The sequence below is a fragment of the Pseudomonas sp. LBUM1649 genome (genome assembly GCF_059716155.1).
In genome coordinates, this window is the sequence record NZ_CP166807.1 from 1,447,951 (window position 1) to 1,472,104 (window position 24,154).

30 protein-coding genes are annotated in these 24,154 nt (G+C 60.0%); 20 read left to right on the forward strand and 10 right to left on the reverse strand.

The window, feature by feature from the left end:
- Nucleotides 1–147: 147 nt before the first annotated feature.
- Nucleotides 148–780 carry a TetR family transcriptional regulator gene (locus ACA058_RS06560; RefSeq protein ID WP_497638368.1) on the forward strand — a complete coding sequence of 211 codons (633 nt, stop codon included), beginning with the start codon at nucleotides 148–150 and terminating at the stop codon, nucleotides 778–780.
- Nucleotides 781–1,253: 473 nt separating this feature from the next.
- On the opposite strand, the gene ACA058_RS06565 is transcribed toward ACA058_RS06560, so the two are convergent.
- From ACA058_RS06565 to ACA058_RS06575, 3 genes are all read right to left on the reverse strand, one after another.
- Nucleotides 1,254–2,303 carry an alkene reductase gene (locus ACA058_RS06565; RefSeq protein ID WP_497638369.1) on the reverse strand — a complete coding sequence of 350 codons (1,050 nt, stop codon included), beginning with the start codon at nucleotides 2,301–2,303 and terminating at the stop codon, nucleotides 1,254–1,256.
- A gap of 21 nt (nucleotides 2,304–2,324) precedes the next feature.
- Nucleotides 2,325–3,491: an MFS transporter gene (locus ACA058_RS06570; RefSeq protein ID WP_497638370.1), complete on the reverse strand. Its 1,167-nt coding sequence runs from the start codon at nucleotides 3,489–3,491 to the stop codon at nucleotides 2,325–2,327.
- Nucleotides 3,492–3,585: 94 nt separating this feature from the next.
- The gene (locus ACA058_RS06575) at nucleotides 3,586–3,888 is read right to left on the reverse strand and encodes an ArsR/SmtB family transcription factor (RefSeq protein ID WP_034146718.1); all 303 of its coding nucleotides are present in this window, start codon (nucleotides 3,886–3,888) and stop codon (nucleotides 3,586–3,588) included.
- A gap of 171 nt (nucleotides 3,889–4,059) precedes the next feature.
- Between ACA058_RS06575 and ACA058_RS06580 the strand changes: the two genes are divergently transcribed.
- The gene (locus ACA058_RS06580; RefSeq protein WP_497638372.1) at nucleotides 4,060–4,629 is read left to right on the forward strand and encodes an acyl carrier protein phosphodiesterase; all 570 of its coding nucleotides are present in this window, start codon (nucleotides 4,060–4,062) and stop codon (nucleotides 4,627–4,629) included.
- 108 nt (nucleotides 4,630–4,737) lie between these two features.
- On the opposite strand, the gene ACA058_RS06585 is transcribed toward ACA058_RS06580, so the two are convergent.
- Both ACA058_RS06585 and olsB read right to left on the reverse strand, forming a co-directional pair.
- The gene (locus ACA058_RS06585; RefSeq protein ID WP_497638373.1) at nucleotides 4,738–5,532 is read right to left on the reverse strand and encodes a lysophospholipid acyltransferase family protein; all 795 of its coding nucleotides are present in this window, start codon (nucleotides 5,530–5,532) and stop codon (nucleotides 4,738–4,740) included.
- Nucleotides 5,532–6,287: an L-ornithine N(alpha)-acyltransferase gene (gene olsB, locus ACA058_RS06590; protein WP_497638374.1), complete on the reverse strand. Its 756-nt coding sequence runs from the start codon at nucleotides 6,285–6,287 to the stop codon at nucleotides 5,532–5,534. Before olsB ends, ACA058_RS06585 begins: the two co-directional genes overlap by 1 nt.
- A 155-nt stretch (nucleotides 6,288–6,442) precedes the next feature.
- Here olsB and ACA058_RS06595 point away from each other — a divergent pair, with 155 nt between their 5' ends.
- The 5 genes from ACA058_RS06595 (at nucleotide 6,443) to ACA058_RS06615 (ending at nucleotide 10,815) form a co-directional block, all read left to right on the forward strand.
- A complete protein-coding gene (locus ACA058_RS06595) occupies nucleotides 6,443–7,321 on the forward strand; it encodes an acyl-CoA dehydrogenase family protein (RefSeq protein ID WP_497638375.1) in 879 nt (292 codons plus the stop codon).
- A 79-nt stretch (nucleotides 7,322–7,400) separates the two neighbouring features.
- Complete coding sequence (locus ACA058_RS06600; RefSeq protein WP_497638376.1) at nucleotides 7,401–8,495, forward strand: serine hydrolase domain-containing protein; 1,095 nt, start codon at nucleotides 7,401–7,403, stop codon at nucleotides 8,493–8,495.
- Nucleotides 8,492–8,815, forward strand: a complete 324-nt coding sequence (locus ACA058_RS06605) for an amidase (protein ID WP_497638377.1) — start codon at nucleotides 8,492–8,494, stop codon at nucleotides 8,813–8,815. Before ACA058_RS06600 ends, ACA058_RS06605 begins: the two co-directional genes overlap by 4 nt.
- Nucleotides 8,816–9,065: 250 nt before the next feature.
- Nucleotides 9,066–9,656: a YceI family protein gene (locus ACA058_RS06610; RefSeq protein ID WP_497638378.1), complete on the forward strand. Its 591-nt coding sequence runs from the start codon at nucleotides 9,066–9,068 to the stop codon at nucleotides 9,654–9,656.
- 1 nt (nucleotide 9,657) lies between these two features.
- Nucleotides 9,658–10,815, forward strand: coding sequence for a phospholipase D-like domain-containing protein (locus tag ACA058_RS06615; protein ID WP_497638379.1), 1,158 nt, complete (start codon nucleotides 9,658–9,660; stop codon nucleotides 10,813–10,815).
- A gap of 121 nt (nucleotides 10,816–10,936) precedes the next feature.
- Here the strand turns inward: ACA058_RS06615 and bglX are convergent, their stop codons facing one another.
- A complete protein-coding gene (gene bglX / locus ACA058_RS06620; RefSeq protein WP_497638380.1) occupies nucleotides 10,937–13,228 on the reverse strand; it encodes a beta-glucosidase BglX in 2,292 nt (763 codons plus the stop codon).
- 260 nt (nucleotides 13,229–13,488) lie between these two features.
- Between bglX and ACA058_RS06625 the strand changes: the two genes are divergently transcribed.
- The 5 genes from ACA058_RS06625 (at nucleotide 13,489) to ACA058_RS06645 (ending at nucleotide 16,330) form a co-directional block, all read left to right on the forward strand.
- Nucleotides 13,489–14,094, forward strand: coding sequence for a LemA family protein (locus tag ACA058_RS06625; protein ID WP_497638381.1), 606 nt, complete (start codon nucleotides 13,489–13,491; stop codon nucleotides 14,092–14,094).
- A 41-nt stretch (nucleotides 14,095–14,135) separates the two neighbouring features.
- Nucleotides 14,136–14,888 (forward strand): TPM domain-containing protein, encoded by a 753-nt coding sequence (locus ACA058_RS06630; protein WP_497638382.1) that lies wholly within the window; start codon nucleotides 14,136–14,138, stop codon nucleotides 14,886–14,888.
- 43 nt (nucleotides 14,889–14,931) lie between these two features.
- Nucleotides 14,932–15,549: a TPM domain-containing protein gene (locus ACA058_RS06635; RefSeq protein ID WP_497638383.1), complete on the forward strand. Its 618-nt coding sequence runs from the start codon at nucleotides 14,932–14,934 to the stop codon at nucleotides 15,547–15,549.
- A gap of 135 nt (nucleotides 15,550–15,684) precedes the next feature.
- Nucleotides 15,685–15,987 carry a helix-turn-helix domain-containing protein gene (locus tag ACA058_RS06640; RefSeq protein WP_497638385.1) on the forward strand — a complete coding sequence of 101 codons (303 nt, stop codon included), beginning with the start codon at nucleotides 15,685–15,687 and terminating at the stop codon, nucleotides 15,985–15,987.
- Entirely contained in the window at nucleotides 15,974–16,330 is a 357-nt protein-coding gene (locus tag ACA058_RS06645) for a putative holin (RefSeq protein WP_497638386.1), read from the forward strand. The genes ACA058_RS06640 and ACA058_RS06645 overlap by 14 nt, the downstream gene beginning before the upstream one ends.
- A 78-nt stretch (nucleotides 16,331–16,408) precedes the next feature.
- Here ACA058_RS06645 and ACA058_RS06650 read toward each other — a convergent pair whose 3' ends face one another.
- On the reverse strand, nucleotides 16,409–16,837 hold the full coding sequence (locus ACA058_RS06650; protein ID WP_497638387.1) for a helix-turn-helix domain-containing protein: 429 nt from the start codon (nucleotides 16,835–16,837) through the stop codon (nucleotides 16,409–16,411).
- Nucleotides 16,838–16,905: 68 nt separating this feature from the next.
- Here ACA058_RS06650 and ACA058_RS06655 point away from each other — a divergent pair, with 68 nt between their 5' ends.
- From ACA058_RS06655 to ACA058_RS06670, 4 genes are all read left to right on the forward strand, one after another.
- Complete coding sequence (locus tag ACA058_RS06655; protein ID WP_497638388.1) at nucleotides 16,906–17,139, forward strand: hypothetical protein; 234 nt, start codon at nucleotides 16,906–16,908, stop codon at nucleotides 17,137–17,139.
- Nucleotides 17,136–17,414, forward strand: coding sequence for an Ogr/Delta-like zinc finger protein (locus tag ACA058_RS06660; protein ID WP_497638389.1), 279 nt, complete (start codon nucleotides 17,136–17,138; stop codon nucleotides 17,412–17,414). Before ACA058_RS06655 ends, ACA058_RS06660 begins: the two co-directional genes overlap by 4 nt.
- A 2-nt stretch (nucleotides 17,415–17,416) precedes the next feature.
- Nucleotides 17,417–17,779, forward strand: a complete 363-nt coding sequence (locus tag ACA058_RS06665; RefSeq protein WP_497638390.1) for a hypothetical protein — start codon at nucleotides 17,417–17,419, stop codon at nucleotides 17,777–17,779.
- 131 nt (nucleotides 17,780–17,910) lie between these two features.
- Entirely contained in the window at nucleotides 17,911–19,125 is a 1,215-nt protein-coding gene (locus ACA058_RS06670; RefSeq protein WP_497638391.1) for a class I SAM-dependent methyltransferase, read from the forward strand.
- Between the two features lie 12 nt (nucleotides 19,126–19,137).
- Here the strand turns inward: ACA058_RS06670 and ACA058_RS06675 are convergent, their stop codons facing one another.
- Complete coding sequence (locus ACA058_RS06675) at nucleotides 19,138–20,028, reverse strand: DMT family transporter (RefSeq protein WP_497638392.1); 891 nt, start codon at nucleotides 20,026–20,028, stop codon at nucleotides 19,138–19,140.
- 303 nt (nucleotides 20,029–20,331) lie between these two features.
- Between ACA058_RS06675 and ACA058_RS06680 the strand changes: the two genes are divergently transcribed.
- The 3 genes from ACA058_RS06680 to ACA058_RS06690 all read left to right on the forward strand — a co-directional run bounded on the left by ACA058_RS06680 (nucleotide 20,332) and on the right by ACA058_RS06690 (nucleotide 21,672).
- The gene (locus tag ACA058_RS06680) at nucleotides 20,332–20,913 is read left to right on the forward strand and encodes a DJ-1/PfpI family protein (RefSeq protein ID WP_008055591.1); all 582 of its coding nucleotides are present in this window, start codon (nucleotides 20,332–20,334) and stop codon (nucleotides 20,911–20,913) included.
- A 14-nt stretch (nucleotides 20,914–20,927) separates the two neighbouring features.
- Nucleotides 20,928–21,233, forward strand: coding sequence for a ribbon-helix-helix domain-containing protein (locus ACA058_RS06685; RefSeq protein WP_180203085.1), 306 nt, complete (start codon nucleotides 20,928–20,930; stop codon nucleotides 21,231–21,233).
- Nucleotides 21,234–21,327: 94 nt separating this feature from the next.
- Complete coding sequence (locus ACA058_RS06690; protein WP_497638393.1) at nucleotides 21,328–21,672, forward strand: YegP family protein; 345 nt, start codon at nucleotides 21,328–21,330, stop codon at nucleotides 21,670–21,672.
- 124 nt (nucleotides 21,673–21,796) lie between these two features.
- Here ACA058_RS06690 and ACA058_RS06695 read toward each other — a convergent pair whose 3' ends face one another.
- Together ACA058_RS06695 and ACA058_RS06700 are read right to left on the reverse strand one after the other, a co-directional pair.
- Nucleotides 21,797–22,684 (reverse strand): dihydrodipicolinate synthase family protein, encoded by an 888-nt coding sequence (locus tag ACA058_RS06695; protein ID WP_497638395.1) that lies wholly within the window; start codon nucleotides 22,682–22,684, stop codon nucleotides 21,797–21,799.
- 31 nt (nucleotides 22,685–22,715) lie between these two features.
- Entirely contained in the window at nucleotides 22,716–23,498 is a 783-nt protein-coding gene (locus ACA058_RS06700; protein ID WP_497638396.1) for an aldolase, read from the reverse strand.
- A gap of 111 nt (nucleotides 23,499–23,609) precedes the next feature.
- Between ACA058_RS06700 and ACA058_RS06705 the strand changes: the two genes are divergently transcribed.
- Nucleotides 23,610–24,152, forward strand: coding sequence for a helix-turn-helix domain-containing protein (locus tag ACA058_RS06705; protein ID WP_497638397.1), 543 nt, complete (start codon nucleotides 23,610–23,612; stop codon nucleotides 24,150–24,152).
- Nucleotides 24,153–24,154: the final 2 nt, after the last annotated feature.

Sequence of the window (24,154 nt, forward strand, 5' to 3'; positions counted from 1 at the left end):
ATACCTTGGCTGTGTACCCTTGTTGTTACAGAGGCCGTCGCAAGGTTCGAATTGTAGGCCCGGGGACGAGCCCTAGAGCGCTCGCCCCACTTTTATTCAGCTGATATCCAGACATCGCTGAAGCATCCTGATTGAGGTTGTACTGCCATGGTCCGTCGTACCAAAGAGGAAGCTCAAGAAACCCGCAGCCAGATACTCGAAGCGGCCGAGAAAGCCTTTTTCGAGCGGGGCGTGGCGCGCACGACGCTGGCGGACATCGCGACCCTGGCCGGCGTCACCCGCGGGGCGATTTATTGGCATTTCAGCAACAAGGCGGATGTGGTGCAGGCCATGCTCGATACACTGCAAGAGCCCCTTGATGAACTGGCCAAAGCCGCCGAGAGCGAAGACGAACTCGACCCGCTGGGTTGCATGCGCAGGCTGCTCATTCATTTGTTTCATGAAGTTGCGCTGGATCCCAAGACCCGGCGCATCAACGAGATTTTGTTTCATAAGTGCGAGTTCACCGATGAAATGTGCGATCTGCGCCAGCAGCGCCGGGAAGCCAGCCTCGAATGCAATACGCGCATCGGCCTGACCCTGCGTAATGCCGTCAATCGTGGGCAGTTGCCGGAAGATCTCGACACCGCCCGTGCGGCTGTCAGCATTCATGCCTATATCGATGGCCTGCTGTACCAGTGGTTGCTCGCGCCGGACAGCTTCGAGTTGCACACCGAGGCCGAGCGTTGGGTCGATATCGCGCTGGACATGCTGCGTTTCAGTCCCAGCCTGCGTAAGTGAAACAAAATGCGTAATCAGCTTCCCGTGTGTCAACCGTGGAAGCCGTAGATGAACAGTTCTTCACGGGCGCTGCGGCAGAAGGGTGCTTTTATATACGCCTGTTCGGCAGGTTGACAGGTAGCAGGCTCAGTATTTTGTAGGGATTTTGTGTTGAGTCGGTGAGAAAGGGTGAATGCCGAGCGACCAACCGTTTGTTCACTTAAGAATATGTTCAGGCGAAGAAGAAACCTGTGGCGAGGGGATTTATCCCGTTGGGCTGCGAAGCGGCTCCCAGCGACCGTTCAAACAGACCGAGTTGTCCGGATTGGGGCCGCTTCGCGACCCAACGGGGATAAATCCCCTCGCCACAAATGTGGGGCTCACAATTAAGTGAACAGCATTACGTTCGTACTCGGCTTTTTTACGTGCATGAATTTTTACAAAAAAGCCCCTCCTCTTTCGAATCGGGGCTTTTGCATTTCTACGGGAAGCGGTTACAGCGTCGGGTAGTCGATATAACCAACCGGACCTTTGGCGTAGAACAGCTCCGGACGCGCTTCGTTCAGCGGCGCATCCGCTTTCAGGCGCGCCGGCAAATCCGGGTTGGCAATGAACGGCACGCCGAAGGCGACCGCATCAGCCTTGCCGCTGGCCAGCCAGGCATTGGCGCTGTCCTTGGTAAAGCGCTCGTTGACGATGTACGGGCCGCCGAAGGCTTCCTTGATCTGCGGGCCGAGGCTGTCGGCGCCTTCTTTCTCGCGCGAGCAGATGAACGCGATGCCACGTTTACCCAGTTCACGAGCGACGTAGGTGAAGGTTTCGGCCAGGTTGTCGTCACCCATGTCATGGGAGTCGGCGCGCGGTGCCAGGTGCACACCGACGCGGCCGGCGCCCCAGACTTCGATCGCGGCGTCGGTCACTTCCAGCAACAGGCGGGCACGGTTCTCCAGGGAGCCACCGTATTGGTCGGTGCGCTGGTTGGTGCTGCTTTGCAGGAACTGGTCGAGCAGGTAACCGTTGGCGCCGTGGATTTCCACGCCGTCAAAACCAGCTGCCTTGGCGTTCTCTGCACCGGTGCGGTAAGCGTCGACGATGTCGGCGATTTCAGCGGTTTCCAAGGCGCGCGGGGTCGGGTAGTCGGACAGTGGACGAACCAGGCTGACGTGACCTTTTGGCTGGATGGCGCTTGGTGCGACCGGTGCTTCACCGCCCAGGTACGACGGATGCGATACACGACCCACGTGCCACAGTTGCAGGAAAATCTTGCCGCCCGCACCGTGGATCGCCTTGGTCACGTTGGTCCAGCCGCGCACCTGGTCGTTGGACCAGATACCCGGGGTGTCCGGGTAGCCGACGCCCATCGGCGTGACCGAAGTGGCCTCGCTGAGGATCAGTCCAGCCGAGGCACGTTGTACGTAGTACTCGGCCATCAGTGCATTCGGTACACGGCCTTCGTCGGCGCGGCAGCGGGTCAGCGGGGCCATGATGATGCGGTTGGCCAACTCGAGGTCGCCCAGTTTGATCGGATCGAAAATAGTGGTCATCAAATAGCTCTCTTTTGGAGATCAGTTGGTAGCGGGGGCCAGTTCGGGATTGCCGCTCTGACGGAAAGTAATCAGGGTCACTAGCAGGGCGAGTACCGCCAGTACGGCTGCCGCGAGGGGTACGCTGGTCAGGCCGAAACCGTGGGCGATGACGCTGCCGCCGACCCAGGCGCCCAGGGCGTTGCCGACGTTGAATGCGCCGATGTTCAGGGTCGAGACCAGGTTCGGTGCGGCCTTGCCGTAGGTCACCACGTTCACTTGCAGGGCAGGCACGGCGGCGAAACAAGCGGTGGCCCAGAGGAACAGGGTGATTTCGGTCGGGATCAGCGCGACGCTGGTCCAGGTCAGCACCGTGGACACCACGGCCATCGCGATGAAGACGCCGATCAGCGTTGCTGCCAGGCCCTTGTCCGCCAGCTTGCCGCCGATGATGTTGCCGACGGTCAGGCCCAGGCCGATAAGCATCAGGGTCCAGGTCACGCCTCGGGGCGAAACGCCGGTGACTTCGCCCAGCAATGGCGCCACATAAGTGAACAGGGTGAATACCGAGGCGGCGAACAGTGCGGTCATGCTCAGGGACAACCAGATACCGGCGCCCTTGAGGGCGCGCAGCTCGGCGCGCATGTCGAGTTTTTCTTCATCGCGCTTGGCCGGCAGGAAGCGAATCAGGCCGATCAGCGCAATCACGCCGATCACGGTCACCGCCCAGAAGGTCGAGCGCCAACCGGCTTGTTGACCGAGCGCGGTGCCAAGCGGCACGCCGAGGACGTTGGCCAGGGTCAGGCCGGTGAACATCAGGGCCACGGCCGAGGCGCGTTTGTTGGCTGGCACCAGGCCTGCCGCCACCACCGAACCGATGCCGAAGAATGCGCCGTGGCACAGCGCCGTTACCACACGGGCAAACATCAGCACGTTGTAGTCACTGGCCACCGCGCAGAGCAGGTTGCCGACAATAAAAATGCCCATCAGCGCCACCAGGGCGGCCTTGCGCGGCAGTCGGGCGGTGGCCAGTGCCATGAACGGCGCACCAATGGCCACGCCCAGGGCGTAACCGGTCACCAGCCAGCCGGCGCCGGGGATCGAGACACCCAGGTCGGCGGCCACGTCGGGCAGCAAGCCCATGATGACGAACTCGGTGGTGCCGATGGCGAAGGCGCTCAAGGCCAATATGAGTAGCGAGAGGGGCATGGTCTAAATCCTTTTCGGCTGGCTGACGTGGGGGGCGTTCTCAATTGGTTTGGCTGGCGCTGCGTGAAAACCAATTGAGAACGCCCCCACAGGGTCAGAGCTCTTTGCTGAAGATTTTGAGGAACTCCTGAATGGTTTCCTCATTACGTTTAAAGAAATGCCACTGGCCGACTTTGCGGCTGCTGATCAGGCCGGCGCGTTGCAGGGTTGCCAGGTGCGCGGACACAGTGGACTGCGACAAACCGCAACGTTGATCGATCTGCCCGGCGCAGACGCCGTGCTCGTTGCTGTGGGACTGGTCTGGAAATTCGACGTCCGGATTTTTCAGCCAGTGCAGGATTTCTCGCCGTACCGGGTGCGCCAGGGCTTTTATTATTTCGTCGAGTTCAAGGTTCATGGTTGGGGGCTCGTGATCAGTAAAACGCTATATCGCGATGAAGCGAACTTTAAATCGGTATTTCGCGATATACCAATATGATTTTGGTCTGATGACCGAGTAAATCGGTATATCGGGTTATAACGATATGTGGGCTGTAAAGAAACAATGGGGCAGTGCTAAGCTGCGCCCATGAACTATCTCGCACATCTTCACCTCGGTGGCCAGCGTCCCGGTCAATTACTCGGCAGTCTGTATGGCGATTTCGTCAAAGGGCGGCTGCAAGGGCAGTTCGATCCGGAGATCGAAGCGGCCATCCAGCTGCATCGCAGCATCGACGTATTTACCGACCGTCATCCGCTGGTGGATGCCGCGTTGTCACGGTTTTCCCTGACGCGCCGGCGCTACGCCGGGATCGTGCTCGATGTGTTTTTCGATCATTGCCTGGCGCGGGACTGGGTGCTCTACGCGGACCGGCCGCTGGAGCTATTTACCTCGGACGTGTACCGGGTGCTGTCCACCCAATCTCAACTGCCGGAACGCCTGGCGAAAATCGCGCCGCACATGGTGGCCAATGACTGGTTGGGGTCTTACCGCGAGTTCGAAGTGCTGGAGCAGGTGTTGCGGGGGATTTCACGGCGCTTGACCCGGCCGGAAGAACTGGCCGCTGCGATGCAGGAACTGCGGGTGTTATATGAGCCGCTGAGCGAGGACTTCAGGTTGTTCTATCCGCAGCTTCAGGATTTCGCACAAAACCGCTGATACCCGATCCTGTAGGAGCAAAGCTTGCTCGCGATGAACGATAACGCGGTCATCAGTTGAACCGTGGTGATCCCATCGCGAGCAAGCTTTGCGCCTACAGAAAAGGGGTTACGCGGCGATCAGTTCGCCGGCACGCCGTGGCTCGACAGGTTTCGCCACTTCACCAAACAACGCCTTCTGCACCGCCTGCTGCGCCTCGAACGCAAGGGCCGCGCGCTCACGACCTTCGCAAGCAATCGGCTTGAGCAGGTGAATCTCTACCGCGCCCCGGTCATTGGCAAACAGGCGCATCAAGTGCGACAACAAATCATCATCACCAATGAACGGCGCCAGTGTATCGGGCTCGCCGTTGCGCACATATCGAATAGCCACCGGTTGCAGCGCCACTTCGGAGTCGATGGCGGCTGACAGCAAGCGACCATGGAAAGTGCGTAGCGAGCGGCCGTCAGTGGTGGTGCCCTCCGGGAACATCAGCAGCGGGTGGGCGTGCGCCAGGTGGCGGGTCATCTGTTTGCGGATCAACTGGCTGTCACCCGAACCGCGACGGATAAACAGGCTGCCGGCCTTGGCTGCCAGCCAGCCCGCGACGGGCCAGGTGCGCACTTCGGCCTTGGACAGGAACGACAGCGGTGTGAGCATGCCCAGCAACGGTATGTCGGTCCAGGAGACATGGTTGCTGACCCACAGCATCGGCGCTTTCGGCAGCTTGCCGTGCACCGAGACGTCGAAGGGCAGGGCGTTGCTCAGGCGCGCCATGAAAAACCGCGACCAGCGCTGGCGGCGTTCCATCGAATGGGCCAGCCCCAGCCGCTCGAAGACACCAAACACGGTTGCCATGCCCAAGCCAAGCCCGACCACCAGCAACACCCGGGCAATTCGCGCGTACACGCGCAAGCGACGCATTACACAGCCGCCTTGAAGTGTTTGGCGTAACGCGGGCAGAGTTCGTCGCGCTTGAGCAGGATGAACACATCGGCCACCTGGAAATCTTCGTCCCAGCACGGCTCGCCGCAAATCTTCGCGCCCAGGCGCATGTAGGCCTTGAGCAGCGGCGGCATTTCGGCGATCACGTTCGAGGGAATATCCAGCGCCGGCAGCGGTTTTTTCGGTTCGGCCCGCAAGTGTTCGGTGCACAGGTAACGTTCACGCAGGCGCTGCATGATCGCGTGGGCCTGGATCCCGCCGTCCTGCATCGGAATGCTTGCGCACCCCATCAAGTAGCTGTATCCGCCCTGGTTCAACACTTCCGCCAGCTCACCCCAGAGCACGGCGATGGTGCCGCCGTTGCGGTAGGCCGGGTCGACGCAGGTGCGACCGATTTCCAGGATCGGGCCTTGCAGATGGATCAGGCCGTGCAGGCTGAATTCTTCTTCGCTGTAGAACTTGCCCAGGCTACTGGCGGCGGTGTGGTCGAGCAGTCGGGTGGTCGCCACCAGGCGCCCGGTGTTCAGGTCGCGCACGCCGATGTGGGTGCAGTGAACATCGTAGTCGTCCATGTCCAGACCCAACTCCGCACCTTTCAGCCTGGCGTTGAATTCGCCGCTGAACACGTTGAAGCGCAAGGCCTGGGCTTGCTGCAAAGCCTCGGCGCCTATCAGACGTTCGGCTTGCAGGCGGCGTTCGTTGCCGGTGTCGCTGATGCGGGCGATCTGAGTCATGGCGAATCTCCGTGCGGGCTGCTTACCCGTCTTGGGGTTACAGCGAATCGACTTTCTTTATCCAGCCGTGTTGTGCAAAGTCAGGCTATGTAGCCCCGGTGTCATCGCCATGAAGCTTTGGTGATGCTTGTATGACAGCCCACAAGGAGCCTTTTATGCCCTGGCAAACCCTGTTGAACCGCCACGCTCGCTTGCCCGCCAACCCGGATCTGGGCGAGGGGTTCGCAACGTTGTTGCAGCAGCTGGGCAACGTCACTCCGTTTGAACTGGCCGTGGTCGGTGCACGCATGATGGCGACGCCCGGGCTGGCGTTTCTGGTGGGCTATCAGGCGGCGTTGCGCATGCTGTGGCCAAGCGCACCGTTGAGCCTTGGCGCGTTGTGCGCGACCGAGCAACGCAGCCTGCGGGTGGCTGACATGCAGACCCGTCTGCACGATTTGCGCTTGAGCGGACGCAAGGATTTTGTCACCGCAGGCGATGCCGCCGACTGGCTGCTGATTGCCGCCCGCAGTGAACAGCCCGGCGACACTGCGCGCCTGAGCCTGGCGGTGGTCTACCCCGATGAGCCGGGCGTGCGGGTGGAAAAACTGCCGCCGATGCCGTTGATGCCGGACATCAGCCATGGCCGCTTGTTTCTGGATAACGCACTGTGCGAATTGCTCGCGGGGGATGGCTGGGATGCCTACGTCAAGCCGTTCCGAACGCTGGAAGACATCTATGTATTGAGCGCCATGACCGCCTGGCTGTATGGCGTCGGTCAGGACAGTGACTGGCCGCAGGCCTTGCAGTTGCGTTTGCTGGCGCTGCTGGCCGGGTGTGCGGAAGTCAGTCGACAACCCCCCGTCAGTCCGGCGGGGCATGTGTTGCTCGGTGGGTTGTTTGCGCAGTTCGAGGGGCTCAAGGCTGAAGTGAATCAGGCGTTGGTCGAAGGACCGCCGGAGTGGGCGGCAATGTGGCAGCGGGATCAGGCGGTGATGGATCTGGCAGCGGGGGCGCGGGGCAAGCGCTTGGCCAAGGCACTAGCAGGAATATGACGATCCCCCTACACAGGGATCTCGGGAGTGTCATTTAACTGGGCTAGGATCAGCAGGTTATTCCCCACGAGCCCCCGCCATGCCCAAAGGCCTGTCCCTGTTTTTCATGCTGCTGCTCAGCCTCACGGCCCACGCTGAAAACTGGCCCACCGAGCAATGGTCGTCCGGCCCGACCGTCACCGGGCCAGCGCTTGAAGCCCTGGAGCATTACGCCTTTCCATCCCGCGACGACACCACCCGCCAAGGCATCCGTACCGACGCCTTGCTGGTAATCCGCGATGGCCAGCTGATCTACGAGCGCTACGCCGGCCCGACCACCGCCGAGACGCCGCATCTCACTTGGTCCATCAGCAAAAGCCTGATGGCCACGGTCCTCGGCGTGGCCTATGGTGAAGGCCGGTTCAAGCTCCAGGACCCGGTGGCCAAATTCTATCCGCCATTGCAAAAACACCCGGACCTGACCATGGCCGACCTGCTGCACTGGGCTTCCGGCCTCGACTGGCAGGAAGATTACGAATACGCACCGCTTAAATCCTCGGTGGTGGCCATGCTCTACACCCGGGGTCACCGGGACATGGCCGTCTTCACTGCCGATCACGGCAGCTACGCCGCACCGGGGCAGGCGTTTCGTTATTCCAGTGGCGACACGAATCTGCTGTCCGCCGCATTGAAAACCATCGTCGGTGCGCAGCGCTACGCGGACTATCCGTGGACCGCGCTGTTCGAACCTCTGGGTATTCGCCGAGCGATCTGGGAAACCGACGCTGCGGGAACCTTCGTCGCCTCGTCCTATGCCTACCTCAACGCTCGGGATCTGGCCCGCATCGGTCTGTTGATGGCGCGGGACGGTCGCTGGGGCGATATACAACTGCTGCCCAAGGACTGGGTTGCCTTCAATCGCGAACCCTTCGCTCGCTATCGCGCCAACCAGGATGATGCGGTGCCCGGCGGCCACTGGTGGCTCAATCGTGCAGCAGACGGCGGCGCCCGACCCTGGCCCGATGCTCCCGCCGACACCTTCGCCGCGCTGGGTCATTGGGGTCAGGCAATGTACGTGATTCCCGGTGCGAACCTGGTGATCGTACGTTACGGCGATGACCGCGACGGCAGCTACCGGCACAACGAATTGCTCAGGCTTGCGCTCAAGGCGTTTGCCGGGAGGGAGCAGCCATGAGCGGTTTCATTCGTCGCCGTCCCTTCAGTTCACTGCTGCTGGTCCTGTTGCTCGCCTTGCTCGGCTGGATCTGGCACGAGCGAGTGGCGCTGTGGGCGTTCCCCGACATCATCAGCGCCTACACCGCGAAGGAATATTGCTCATGCCGCTACGTGATGGGTAACGACACCGAGTACTGCCACAGCTATGTAAAGCAGTGGCTGCCCACCAGCGGTTTTACCGATGACGCCGCCAGCAAGCGCATCACCGTCAGCGGCCTGGGTCGCAGCAACAGCGCCGCGTGGATCGGCGAGCATCAGGGCTGTCGCTTGCAGCCCTGAATAGGGTGACGCTCTTTGTGGCGAGGGGATTTAGCGAAACGTCGCACCGCCCCGTTGCGCTGCGTAGCAGCGCTAAAACCTGTAAATGCAGTCTGTCTGATACAACTCATTGCGTGGTTTCAGGAGCGCTTCGCACTCCAACGGGGATAAATCCCCTCGCCACAGGAGATGCGGTGCACTCGAAGAAAGTTTGCAACCTGTGTCAGGGCAGTTAAGGTTCAGCACAGGTTTATCTGCCCCACGAGTTTCTATGTTCAAGCGGTCTGTCACCAAAACCCTCGCCTGCCTGCTGTTGGCTGGCGCTTCGCTGTCGGCCCAGGCCAACTGGTATCTGGACGGCGAATCCTCGCGGCTGTCTTTCGTCAGCACCAAAAACACCAATGTTTCCGAAGTGCAGCGCTTTCTGGTGTTGCACGGCAAAGTCGATCCCAGCGGGAAGGCCGAGGTAGAAGTCGAGCTGGAATCGGTCAACAGCGGCATTCCGCTGCGCGATGAACGCATGCGCAAGGACCTGTTCGACATCCAGACCTTTCCCGAAGCCCTGATCACCACGCAAATCGACCTGCGGCCGATCAACGACCTCGCCCCCGGTGCGCAACTGGAGTTACGCCTGCCGCTGACCGTCGACCTGCATGGCAAGCAACACACCTACAACGCCGAACTGCTGGCCACCCGCCTCGATGACCGGCGTTTCCAGGTGGTGACTTTGGAACCGGTGGTGATCAATGCCCAAGACTTCGATCTGGCACCCGGCCTGGAAGCGCTGCGCAAGGTCGCCGGCCTGTCGGCCATCAGTCTGTCGGTGCCGGTGGGTGCGGTGCTGATCTTCACGGCACGTTGACATGGCCGGCCCGATCTTTCCCTGGCGTGAAGGCAATCGCTTCGAGTTGCTGGTCGACGGTCCGCAATTCTTCCCACGCATGCTGGTGGCGATTGCTCGCGCCGAAGAACAGGTCGAGCTTGAGCTGTACCTGGTGGAGGCGGGCGCCTGCGCCGAAGCCATGGTTCAGGCACTGGTCCAGGCCGCCGAGCGCGGTGTGCGGGTGCGCTGCCTGTTCGATGACTATGGCAGCCTCGCCTTTTCCCTGACCCTGCGCCAGCGGCTCATGGCCGCCGGCGTCGAACTGCGCTTCTACAATCGCCTGAGCTGGCGGCGCTGGGTCGGCAATTTCTACCGCGATCACCGCAAGCTGCTGCTGGTGGACCAGAGCATGGCAGTGGTCGGTGGCACCGGCGTGACCGATGAATTCTGGACACCGAACGAAGACGTCAGCGAGTGGCACGAAGTGATGGTGGAAATCACCGGCCCGCTGGTGCTCGACTGGCAATTGCTGTTCGACCGCCAATGGATCGCCAACCGCCATCGTCGCGCCTGGCGACCGTCCTCGCATTTCGGTCTGCCGCGCCTGCCCCGCGTGCCTGCCATGGGCGAGGGCATGGGCCGGGTCGCCTATGCCGACGCCCGCCAGCACCGGGACATCCTGCAATCGCTGATTCGTGCATTGAACAGCGGACAGAAGCGGATCTGGCTGGCTACCCCGTATTTTCTACCGACCTGGAAAGTCCGCCGATCACTGCGCCGCGCGGCCTCCCGGGGTGTCGATGTGCGGCTGCTGTTGACCGGACCACGCACCGATCACCCGTCGGTGCGTTACGCCGGGCATCGCTACTACCCGCGATTGCTCAAGTCCGGGGTGAAGATTTTCGAGTACCAGCCGTGTTTCCTGCATCTGAAAATGGTCCTGATCGATGACTGGGTGAGCATCGGTTCGTGCAACTTCGACCACTGGAATTTGCGTTTCAACCTGGAGGCCAATCTTGAAGCACTGGACCCTGGATTGACCCGTGACGTGGTGGCGAGCTTCGAGAAGGACTTCTCGCTGAGCCAGGAAGTCAGCCTGGAGGCATGGCAACGCCGGCCGCTGTGGAAGCGGGTCAAGCAGAGGGTGTGGGGGTGGGTGGATCGGTTGGTGGTCAATCTGCTGGATCGGAGGGGTTAGTGATCCAGATCGTTCCCACGCTCCGCGTGGGAATGCAGCCCGTGACGCTCCGCGTCACTGGACGCGGAGCGTCCCTTGAGGCATTCCTTTGCTGCGCGTGGGAACGATCAGTGCTCGGGGATTACAGCAGTTCAAAGCTCTGCTGCGTCACATCCTGCGAATCCAGGCCGATCTGCACGTTGAACTTGCCCGGTTCCGCCGCGTACTTGAGCTGGGTGTTGTAGAACTTCAGGTCGTCTTCGGTGATGGTGAAGTGCACGACTTTCTGTTCTCCGGCCTTGAGCATGATTTTTTGGAAACTCTTCAGCTCCTTCACCGGCCGAATCATCGAGCCGGTCTCGTCCTGGATGTACAACTGCACCACGGTTTCGCCGTCACGCTTGCCGGTGTTCTTCAGCACCACGCTGGCATCGAGCTTGCCGGTCTTGTTCAGGGTGGTCGACGACAAGGCCATGTCGCTCAGGCTGAAATCGGTGTAGCTCAAGCCGAAACCGAACGGAAACAGTGGGCCGGTGGTGTCATCGAAGTACTGCGAGGTGTAGTTGCCCGGCTTGCCCGGTGTGAACGGCCGGCCAATGCTCAGGTGGTTGTAGTAAGTCGGAATCTGCCCCACCGAACGCGGGATGGTGATCGGCAGTTTGCCCGACGGGTTGTAATCGCCAAACAGCACGTCGGCGATGGCGTTGCCACCTTCGGTACCGCTGAACCAGGTTTCCAGGATCGCGTCGGCCTGCTCCTTCTCCTGAAGAATCGACAGCGGACGGCCGTTCATCAGCACCAGCACCAGCGGTTTGCCGGTGGCTTTCAGGGCGCGGATCAACTCCCGCTGGTTTTCCGGGATGTTCAGGTCGGTGCGGCTCGACGACTCGTGGGACATGCCACGGGACTCGCCCACAGCGGCCACCACCACATCGGCCTCCTTGGCGGCTTTCACCGCTTCATCGATCAGTACTTGCGCCGAGCGCGGATCATCCACCACTTCCGGGGCATCGAAGTTGAGGAAGTTCAGGTAATCCAGCGCCTTCTTGTCGCTGGTGATGTTGGCGCCACGGGCATAGATCAGCGTCGATTGCGCACCGAGTGCGGTGGTCATGCCATCGAACAGGGTCACCGACTGCGCAGGGCGACCGTTGGCGGCCCAACTGCCCATCATGTCGATCGGCGCCTTGGCCAGCGGGCCGACCAGGGCAATTTTTGCGGTTTTCTCCAGCGGCAGGGTTTCGCCCTGGTTTTTCAGCAACACCATGCTGCGGCGCGCCACATCACGGGCCTCGGCACGGTGCAGGCGGCTGTCGGCGTTGGTGTCGGCCGGGTCATCCTCGGCCTTGCCGATGCGCAGGTACGGGTCCTTGAACAGGCCCATGTCGTACTTGGCGTCGAGCACCGCGCGCACGGCGTTGTCGATATCACTCTGCTCAATCTCGCCAGCCTTCAACAGCCCTGGCAGTTCCTTGCCGTAGAGCGTGTCGTTCATGCTCATGTGGATGCCGGCCTTGATCGCCAGCTTCGCGGCTTCGCGACCGTCAGCGGCGACGCCGTGCTTGATCAGCTCGAAAATCGCTCCATGGTCGCTGACCGCCAGGCCCTTGAAGCCCCATTCCTTGCGCAACAGGTCGTTCATCAGCCAGGTGTTGGCGGTGGCCGGCACGCCGTTGATCGAGTTCAGCGCGACCATTACCCCGCCAGCGCCGGCGTCAATCGCGGCGCGGTACGGCGGCAGGTAGTCCTGGTACATCTTGACCGGGCTCATGTCGACCACGTTGTAGTCGCGACCGCCCTCGACTGCGCCATACAGGGCGAAATGCTTGACGCTGGCCATGATGCTGTCGGCCGCGTTCGCGCCGGAGCCCTGGAACGCCTTGACCATCACCCCGGCAATGCGTGACACCAGGTAGGTGTCTTCGCCAAAGCCTTCGGATGTACGGCCCCAGCGCGGGTCGCGAGAGATGTCGACCATTGGCGCGAAGGTGAGGTCGAGGCTGTCAGCCGCGGCTTCCTTGGCGGCGATGCGTCCGGACAGACCGATGGCGTCCATGTCCCAACTCGAGGCCAGGGCCAGCGGGATCGGGAAAATGGTGCGGTGGCCGTGGATCACGTCGTAGGCGAAGAACATCGGGATCTTCAACCGGCTGCGCATCGCCGCATCCTGCATCGGACGGTTTTCCGGGCGGGTGATCGAGTTGAACGTACCGCCGATGTTGCCCGCTGCGATTTCCTTGCGAATCAGCTCCCGGGGCATTTCCGGGCCGATGCTGATCAGGCGCAACTGGCCGATTTTTTCATCGAGGGTCATCTGCTTCATCAGGTTGCTGACGAAGGCGTCCTTGTTCTCCAGAGGTGCGGGCGTCGTGGCGGCCAGTACGTTATGACTGGCCAGGCTGACGAACAGGCCCAGCAAACACAGCTTATTCATGAATAGTTTTCTCAAGGGCCCAAGCGGCGATGTACACGCCGGCCAGCCAAAATTTAGGGAGCGACTATTGTTGTTCGGGAGCTGACTCAAAAAGCGACAGCCGAAAACGGCAGCCGAACGCCGGATGCGGCTTTTGCGCAGGGCATCTTTTAGCCCATTTGTCCCGACGCAATCCAGTGCCGCGCCGATTATGCCCGAAGAGCCGGCCGAGAGGGTCGCCGGTTGTTTTTTCCATGAAATGTGAAGGGAGCATCACTCTGATGAATGTACGACAGTCTTACCGGTCGAGCCTGCAAGCCGCCACGTTGCTCATGCTGGCCACGTTGCTGAGCGCCTGCGGCATCAACAACATCCCGACCCTCGATGAACAGGCCAAGGCTGCCTGGGGTCAGGTGCAGAACCAGTATCAGCGCCGTGCCGACCTGATTCCCAACCTGGTGGAAACCGTCAAGGGCTATGCCGCGCATGAAAAGGAAACCCTGACTGCGGTGATCGAAGCCAGGGCCAAGGCCACCTCGATCCAGGTTGATGCCTCTACGCTCGACAACCCGGAAAAGCTCAAGCAGTACCAACAGGCCCAGGATCAACTCAGCGGCGCCTTGAGCCGCCTGATGGTGGTGTCCGAGCGCTATCCGGACCTGAAGGCCAACCAGAACTTCCTGGCCCTGCAATCGCAGCTTGAAGGCACCGAGAACCGGATCAGCGTGGCCCGACGCGACTTCATCCTGGCGGTGCAGAAATACAATACCGAGATCCGCACGTTCCCCGGTCGCCTGTGGCACAGCGTGATGTACAGCAACCTGCCGGAACGCGAGACCTTTGAGGCCACGCCGGGGTCGGAGAAGCCACCCGAGGTCAAATTCTGAATTTTTGATGGCGGATAAATACCGGGGTTGCGAGGTTGCCAATGCGAGCGTTGAAGATCGGCCTGGTGTTGTTGCTGTGGGTGCTTGCCCTGGCGGTCCAGGCCCAATTGAAGTTCCCGGAGCTGACCGGGCGGGTGGTGGATAACGCCCAGATGATCGAGCCATCGGTGCGCGAGCAGCTGGTTCAGCAGTTGCAGGCCCATGAGAAAGTCACCGGTGAGCAGCTGGTGGTGGTCACCCTTGCGGACTTGCAGGGCACCGACATCGCCGATTTCGGCTATCAACTGGGCCGCTACTGGGGTATCGGCCAGAAAGACAAGAACAACGGCGCGTTACTGATTGTTGCCCGTGATGAGCGCAAACTGCGCATCGAAGTCGGCTATGGCCTGGAAGATCGCCTGACCGACGCCCAGAGTTCGGTGATCATCCATCAGGTCATCACCCCGGCGTTCAAGGCTGGCAATTTCAGTAAAGGCATCAGCGACGGGGTGGCGGCGATGCTGGTGGTACTGGGCGGCAATCCCCTGGACGAGCCCTCGACGGTCTATGAGTCCAGCGGCGATCCGAGTGCTGATTTCATGTCGCGGCATCCGGGGTTGTTCGTGTTCCTGGTGTTGTTGTTCATCCTGACAGTATTTGTTTGCCAGATGCTCGGTATCCTTCCTGCTGGTCGTGGCGGCTCCGGTGGTTCCGGTGGCGGTTTTGGTGGCGGTGGCTTCGGCGGCGGTGGCGGCGGGGGCTTCAGCGGCGGAGGGGGCAGTTTCGGTGGCGGCGGTTCGTCGGGCGGCTGGTAATGACACAGCAGATAAAAACAATAGCGAGCAGGCATTCAATCACATGGCATTACTGACTGAACACGAACAACGTAAGGTCGCCGAAGCGATCGCCCGGGTCGAGCGCGACACCGACGCGGAACTGGTCACTGTGCTCGCGGCCCGCGCCGACGACTATGTGTACATTCCGCTGCTCTGGGCCAGCCTGCTGGCACTGGTGCTCCCGGGTATCGTGCATTACCTGACGGGCTGGCTGACCCTGCACAGTCTGCTGCTGGTGCAATGGATCACCTTCATCGTGCTGTGCCTGGTATTGCGGATACCGAAAATCACCACACACCTGATTCCGCGTTCGGTGCGTCACTGGCGCGCGTCGAACCTGGCGCGCCGGCAATTCCTGGAACAGAACCTGCACCACACGGTGGGCAGCACCGGAATCCTGATTTTCGTCTCTGAAGCCGAGCGCTATGTGGAAATCCTGGTGGATGAGGGTATTTCCAGTCGGCTGGACAACAGCAATTGGGACGCGATTGTCGCGGCGTTCACCCGGCAGGTGCGACAGGGCCAGACGTTGCAGGGCTTTGTCGCCTGCGTCGAGGCGTGCGGCGAGTTGCTCAAGGTGCACGTTCCGGTGACGCATGTGCGCAACGAGCTGCCAAACCGCTTGGTCGTGCTCGGCTAGGGCTGTTCGGACGAACACTTTTGTAACGCTTGGCGGTACAACTGCGGCAAGTTGTTTGGCTTCTGTTCAGTCTTCAACATCTCCCTCCAATAGCGAGCGCCCTGTGACGGGCGTTCTGACGTAGAGGGAGTACTTATGTCAATGCATCTACCGCTCGACTCTTTTGCCGGTGCCGCGCCCGACGGCGAGGGAAACGTACCGTCGGTACATCTGACGGCGAAAGAAATACAAGCCTTAATGTGGTGCTTCAGAGGCAAGACTTCGTGGGAAATCGCCAGGATCCAGAATTGCTCGCCAACCACGATCAACTTCCACTTTTCCAATATTCGTCGCAAGTTTGCTGTCAGGTCCCGTCATGCCGCCTTGCTCAAAGCTATTGAGGCGGGAGTCATTGTCATCGACAGCGTCGATGAGCGAGGTGTCCATGAGCCTGACTGATTCCGCCTACAACAGTATCAGCGGACTCCTGCTGGGATTGGGGATCGCGACACTGCCTGCGATTGATGGCGAAGCACTGTTCGGTGCATCGCTCGGAGCGTGGCTGGTCACCACCACTCGCGTTGACTTCAAGGCCTGGCAGCGTATCGGCTCCTGGTTGCTGTCGGCGGGCGTTGGTTATCTGTTTACCCCCGTCGCGCTGCCGCTGGCGCCTTTTCTGACCGCTGGGGTGACGGCATTTCTGTGTGCGCTGATCATTATTCCCATCAGCGTCAAGGTCATGCAGTGGGTCGACGGCGCTGGCTTGGGTGAAATCATTGAGCGCCTCAAGGGACGAGGCTGATGAGTATTAACTTGCCATCATTAGGTGCCTTGGCAACATCGCGGGTGGGATGTGCCTTCAAGTAAACAGCATATGACATTATGTTTCGTTCGACTGTTGAAGTGTCGACAGAATAGACGCCATCTCTGAAAGTTTGAGTTCCATTTCACGCAGGCGGCGTTTTTCCTCCAAGGAATTTTGTATAGCGCAGCGATCTTCTTCATTGAGCAATCGCCACATCGCGATAATCGTGTTTTCCCGAGTGGCCGTTTCCTGATTGTGTTCAATGGCATTGGCAGCAGCGCTGTGGCGCAGGACCGGTCCTTCACCCAGCAACAACCAGTCGAGTGAAATGCCGCGCGATTGAGCGATGTCTACGCATAATGAGTATGGTGTGCTGTCGCGACCCTTCCAGCTACTGAGGGTCTGCGGGCTGACTTGTAGCGCCGAAGACAAAGAGGCATCGCTTTTTGTGCCGGTAATTTGCTTGAGTCGCGCTAAAACAGCCTGAGATTTTTTGCTACGCAATTTGAGCCTCTTCCTTTTGACACATGCTGTTTGAGTGCTTAATGTATGCGCAATGAGTATTTTTTATAATGAGTAATCAATCTTCAACTATGAGTCAGATGAATTTGATGTCGAAACTTCCTAATAGTAGCAGGGGGATTTCCTACATGTTTGGTTCTTACCCAATGCGCCGTTGTTCATTGCACTTTCTTTTTTCTGGTGGGCGTTACTTGCAGTGCCGGGTTGCAGCGATCATCGCTTCCAGCAGTATTGCGTTTGATTATGTTGATTACCACCCAATGAACAGCGGGATCCAGGCATGAGTACTTACAAAATGGTGTGTCCGCACTGCTTGAGCCGGATGCGTATCCGCACCAGCGAGGGCCGACATATTTTCCTGCGGGTGGCCTACTTGCAATGCACGTCGGAAGCCTGCGGCTGGTCGGTTCGGGCCGAGTTCGAAATGACTCACGAACTCTCACCCAGTGGAATGCCTAACCCCGCCGTGCGTTTGCCTTTCGCTGGACCCGACTTGCGGCGCGCCGCCCGGCCGGTTGCGCCAAGTGCACCGACGACGTCGGCGCCGCTGGAGTCATGAATATGAGCGCAATTGTTGAAGACGAGGATTTGAACGAGCAGTTGTTGGCCATTGCCCAGGCATTTCTGGCCCGTCATGAAAGCGATGCGGTCGTTGATGACCAGGTGCTGTTCTGTCGTGCCGTGAAGCACTTGCAAGGGATTGATGTGCCGATGCACCTGGCGGAGCGCCTGGTCAGCCACGCCTATGGGGAGCTCAAGTCCTGCAACGATCGACGACGCCTGGACATCGGCGCAAGCTCCGAAACCGTCGCTGTCATCACTGACCCGGCCAGCGGCCTGACGTGGGCCGTACCGGTGGGATTGATCGTCAGATATGTGATCAATTCACCGAGCAATCGCAAACTTCGGCTGGTGGAGCCGTGAGGTATCGGCGAATACAAAGCAGGTCTGGGGGGCATTACCGGGCCTGCGAAAAATAACCCCGTGCCCAAAACCCGCATCCCCCCTAAAATACCGGGCATTCTCCGATTCGTACTGCCCGAGGCCGTATTTCCATGTCCGTCACCGCCACTCCCGCCAGCCTCGCGCCGGACCATCACGCCCAGTTCATCGACCTGCTGCAATCGAGCCTGGAGCAGAACGCCTTCATCAAGCTGGTGCTGGCCAAGTACGCTGGCGATGAAGCGGACCTGCAGCGGATCATCATCAAGCCGGTGTCGGTCAAGGCGCAGTCTTGTCTGTCCTTCGTCTATCGGTACAAGACCCGCGACATCACCAAGAACTTGTCATTGGCCGAAGGTGTGGCGGTCATCAAAGGCTTGTTGCCGGCATCGTTCAAGAACGCGCATTTGTTGTCATTGACCGATGAAGCCCAGCTCGAATACAGCAAAAAGGGCAAATCTTCGCTGTTCAAGAGCAAACCCCAGCAATTGCGCGAAGTACCGTCCGCCGGGCACAACCGCGAGAAAAACCGCTTTCTCGATCTGAACCGGCCGTTTCTCGCCGACCTGGGTGTCACCAACAAGCAGCATGAATTGATCCCGGCGATGTCGCGCAAGTGGAAGCAGATCAACAAGTTCATCGAAGTCTTCAGCCATGCGCTGACCTCGTCGCCACTGGCGCTGGACAGCCCGGTCCGCGTGGCAGACTTCGGCTCCGGCAAGGGTTACCTGACTTTTGCGATCCATGACTATCTGCGCAATACCCTGAAGGCCGAAGCGCAAGTGACCGGCGTCGAGTTGCGTGAAGACATGGTCACCCTGTGCAACACCGCCGCGGCAAAGCTTGAGCATCCAGGGCTGGTCTTCAAGTGCGGTGATGTACGCAGCGTGGCACCGAGCGAGCTGGATGTGATGATCGCGTTGCATGCCTGCGACATCGCCACGGACTATGCGATTCACACCGGCATTCGTTCCGGTGCCTCGATCATCATGTGCTCGCCGTGCTGTCACAAACAGATTCGCCTGCAAATCCAGAGCCCGGCATTGCTCAAGCCGATGCTGCAATACGGCTTGCACCTGGGACAGCAGGCGGAAATGGTCACCGACAGCTTGCGTGCGCTGTTCCTTGAAGCCTGCGGCTACGAGACCAAGGTGTTCGAGTTCATTTCGCTGGACCACACCAACAAGAACAAGATGATCCTGGCGGTCAAGCGTGCCGAGCCGGGTGATCCGGCCCAGCTGTTGGCGAAGATCCAGGAGCTCAAGGCGTTCTACCACATCACCGAGCATTGCCTGGAAACCCTGTTGCGGGCTGACGGTTACCTCTAATTACCGCCTGATTTACGCCGTGGCAATACGTGCGGGCTTGACTGCCGTCTTGCGTCCCAGCACGACGGTCAGGATCACCCCGCCGGCAAACAGCCAGGTAATCGGCTCGACGTGTTCGCCAAAGAACAGCGCCGAAAAGCCGATGGTGAAGAAAATCTGCAGCAGCTGGATCTGACTGACCCGGGCAATGCCACCGATGGCCAGCCCGGCATACCAGGCAAAGAACCCGATGAATTGCGAAAACAGCGAGACGTAGCCGAAGGCCCACCAGGTCTTGGCCGAAATCTCGCCCTGATGTTGCAACGCGAGGTACAGCACCGGCCCGACCAGCAGCGGCGTCGACAGCACCAGCGCCCAGCAGATCACTTGCCAGCCGCCCATTTCCTTGGCCAATCGGCCACCCTCTGCGTACCCCAGGCCGCCCACCGCAATCGCGCCGAGCATCAACAGGTCACCGGCCTGAATGCTGCCGGCCCCGCTGATCAGCGCATAACCGAGCACCAGTGCACTGCCCAGCGCGGCGCAGGCCCAGAAGGCTTTCGACGGGCGTTCGTGGGACAGCCACGCGGCGTACAGCGCCACACACAGTGGCTGTAAGCCATTGACCAGTGCGCCATGGGACGCCGGCAAGGTTTGCATGGCCCAGGCCGACAGGACCGGGAACCCGAGGATCACCCCGGCAATAACCAGCGTCAGGCCTTTGACCTGCTTCCAGGTTGGCCATTTCTCACGACGCCACAACAACAGCAACGCCGCGGGAATCGCCGCGAACAGTGCCCGGCCCAGGCCGTTGAGCAGTGGATGCAGTTCCTGCACGACGATGCGAGTGAAGGGCAGGGTGAGGCTGAAGATCACAACGCCGAGCAGGCCCAGGGCCATGCCGGTGTTTTCGCGGGTGGACATGATGGCAACCAGAATCTTGGGGGATGGGAGGTGCCTTCATCTAGCCATAAACCCTTGTTTTTGGCGCTTACAGCTGGACACAGAATTATCCGTACAGTTCAAGGACGCCTTCGCGGGCAAGCCATGCTCCTACAGGTATCGCATCGATTTGGAGAACGGCGCAGGACCTGTAGGAGCATGGCTTGCCCGCGATGAACGATAACGCGGTCCATCAGGTAGTAGCCGGTTGTTACCCGACCGGTCGGATAAGGACTACCTTGAATACTCCTGCATGCCCATGCATTTCCCAGAGGAGTCCTCCCCATGGCGGCGAAAAAAATTCTGATGCTGGTTGGCGATTACGTCGAAGACTATGAAGTGATGGTGCCGTTCCAGGCCCTGCTGATGGTCGGTCACACGGTGCATGCCGTTTGCCCGGACAAGAGCGCCGGCCAGACCGTGCGCACCGCTATCCATGACTTCGAAGGCGACCAGACCTACAGCGAAAAACCCGGTCACCTGTTTGCCCTGAACTTCGATTTTGCCAAGGTCAAAGCGGCGGATTACGACGCCGTGCTGATACCGGGCGGTCGTGCGCCGGAGTACTTGCGTCTGAATGAAAAAGTCCTGGAACTGGTGCGCGATTTCGACAAGGCCGGCAAGCCGATCGCCGCCGTGTGCCATGGTGCACAATTGTTGGCCGCCGCCGGGATTCTCGAGGGGCGTGAATGCAGCGCCTACCCGGCCTGTGCGCCAGAAGTGCGCCTGGCGGGCGGTACGTTTATCGATATCCCGGTGACGGACGGCCATGTTCAAGGCAATCTGGCGACGGCACCAGCCTGGCCTGCCCACCCGAGTTGGCTCGCCGGTTTTCTCGGCTTGCTGGGCACCAAAATCACGCTGTAACGGGAGACCCATCCATGTGCGAGCTGTACGTCAAAGCCGACCCGATTCTCTACGAATCGCGCTCCCGCTCGCTGCGCATTTGCGGGGTGGTCACCACCCTGCGGCTGGAGAATCAGTTCTGGGACATCCTCAGCGAAATCGCAGAGACCGACGGCATGACCACCAACCAGCTGATTGCCAAGCTGTATGAAGAGGTCATGGACTACCGCGGCGAGGTGGTCAATTTTGCCTCGTTCTTGCGGGTGAGTTGTACGCGGTATTTGAGTCAGCGGCGGGTGGCTGCTCCCGAATTGTCGGTGGTGCGCGCGGTAGTGAAGTAGATGGTTTTGCGATGAGGCCGGAACAGGCGACAAAAATACTGGCCTGGTCTTTACTCTGAAGCGCGCAACCTTTCAATCGCCAAGGAGAAAGAGCATGTCCGGATGGTACGAAGTGAGCAAGAGCAGCAGCGGTCAGTTCAGGTTTGTGCTGAAGGCGGCGAATGCCGAAACCATTCTGACCAGCGAGTTGTACAGCACCCGCGCCGCGGCAGACAAAGGCATCGCGTCGGTGCAGGCCAACAGCCCGCTCGATGAGCGCTACGAGAAGAAAACCACCAAGGATGGCCATCCTTATTTCAACCTCAAGGCGGGTAACCACGAGACTATCGGCAGCAGCGAAGCCTATTCCTCTGCATCCGCGCTGGAGAAAGGCATCGCCAGTGTGAAGGCGAACGGCCCGACCAAGGTGATCAAGGACAAAACCCTTCCCGTCCTCTGAATCCGACACATTCCCCCTGTAGGAGCAAAGCTTGCTCGCGATGGTATGTCAGCTGCATTGATGTCGACTGACACTCCATCGCGAGCAAGCTTTGCTCCTACAGAGGTTTGTGTGGACCTTGAGATCAACGCAGGGCTTTCAGCAGGCCTTGCAGCTGACTAACACCCTCGTCATCCAGCGGAAACACCGGCAGCCGCGGATCACCCACCTCCAGCCCGGTTTGGCGCAAACCGGCCTTGATTGTCGCTGGCAACCCCCCCTTGAGAATGAAGTCCAGCAAGGGCAACTGGCGATAGAACAGTTCACGTGCCTTGTTCAGGTCGTTGGCCAGCACGGCGTCGTACAGGTCGAGATTGAGCTGCGGGATCAGGTTCGGCGCTGCCGTGCACCAGCCTTTTGCCCCGGCCGCGAAGGCTTCCAGCGCCAGCGGGTTGCAACCGTTGTAGAAGGGCACCTGACCTTCGCCCAGGCGATACAGTTGATGCATGCGCTGGATGTCGCCGGTGCTCTCCTTGACCATGGTCACGTTTTCCACGCCCTTGACGATGCGCAGGATCAGGTCCACCGACATGTCGGTGCCGCTGGTGGCCGGGTTGTTGTAGAGCATGATCGGTACGCCGATGCTGTCGCCGATGGCGCGGTAGTGCGCGAGGATTTGCGCTTCGCTGAGTTTCCAGTATGACGTCGGCAGCACCATCACCACGTCGGCGCCATGGGCTTCGGCGAAACGGGCGCGACGTACCGCTTTGGCGGTGGTCAGGTCGGACACGCTGACGATGGTCGGCACACGCTTGGCCACGTGCTTGATGCTGAACTCGGCGACCTGGTCCCACTCCGCGTCGCTCAGGTAAGCGCCTTCGCCAGTGCTGCCCAGTGGCGCGATGGAATGCACGCCGCCGTCGATCAAACGGTCGATGGAGCGCCCGAGCGCGTCAAGATCAACACCCTCGCCGTTGGCGGTGAATGGGGTGATGGTGTAGCCGATGATGCCGTGAATGTTGGCGCTGGACATGGTGTCTCTCCGTTCAAAAAAGGTCTGGGGTTCAGTTCAGGCAATCGGCGTGTCGACGCAGGTTCTGCCGGGCGTAGTAGTTGAAAGCGGCGGCGTGACGCTTGGGCCGGGCAATCCAGTCATGGGCTTCACGGCCCAGCTCGGGAATGATCGGCTTGATAGTTCCGGCGCTCATCGCCAGCAGCTGCAACCTGGCGGCGCGTTCGATCAGTTGGGCAATCACACAGGCCTCCTCGATGGTGGTGCCGGTGGACAACTGGCCGTGGTGGGAAAGCAGGATCGCCCGTTTGTCGCCCAGGGCGCCGGCAATCAATTCACCTTCTTCATTGCCCACCGGTACACCGGGCCAGCCTTCGAGAAAGGCGCAGTCGTCATAGAGCGGGCAGAGATCCATGTGGGAGATCTGCAGCGGCACTTCCAGCATCGACAACGCCGCGACGTGAGTCGGGTGGGTGTGAATGATGCAGTTCACATCCGGCCGGGCGCGGTACACCCAGCTGTGGAAGCGGTTGGCCGGGTTCGGCATGCCGTGGCCTTCGAGCACGTCCAGGTCTTCGTTGACCAGCAACAGGTTGCCCGCGGTGATTTCGTCGAAACCCAGGCCCAGTTGTTGAGTGTAATAGGTGCCAGGCTGCGGGCCGCGGGCGGTGATTTGCCCGGCCAGGCCAGAGTCATGGCCATTTTCGAACAGAATGCGGCAGGTCAGGGCCAGCTTTTGCCGGTCGGTCCACGTATTATCCGCGAGGGTGTTTTGCATCTGGCTCAGCGCTTGCTTGACCAGTTGATCCTTGGGCAGTGCTAATGTCTTGGCCATATCGGTGTCCTCTTTGGCTGGGTCATGCATATGACACGAAAGATGATATATGACACCTTGTGTCATGAGCAAGGGCAATTCGTCACCTCCTTGATGGATTAATCGTTCTACATGTCTATCCGTTTGAAATTATTGAGAAAAAAACTTGGCGTAACCCTTGAGGCACTGGCGGAAAAATCCGGCATGACCAAGAGTTATCTGTCAAAAGTCGAACGCGGCCTGAACACGCCGTCGATTGCGGCCGCATTGAAACTGGCCAAGGCACTCAACGTGAAGGTCGAGGAGCTGTTTTCCGAAGACAAGGTCAGCCTCGACAGCTACAGCCTGGTGCGCAGCCATGAGCGTCAGCCACTGGGTGCCAGCGACGACAATCCGGGTTACGCGGTGCTGGCCCATCAGGTCAGCGAACGCAGCTTGTTGCCGTTCATCATTTATCCGCCGACAGAATTTACCGACAAAGCCTTCAAGGAGCACCTTGGAGAAGAGTTTCTATTCGTTCACGAGGGGCAGGTGGAAGTGGATTTCGTCAACGAGCGGGTACTGCTCAGCCGTGGCGATGCGCTGCACTTCAACTCGCAGAAACCGCACCGGATCCGCTCGGTGGGCGAGGTTCAGGCGCAGTTGTTGGTGGTGGTACATAGCGCTGAGGAATGAAT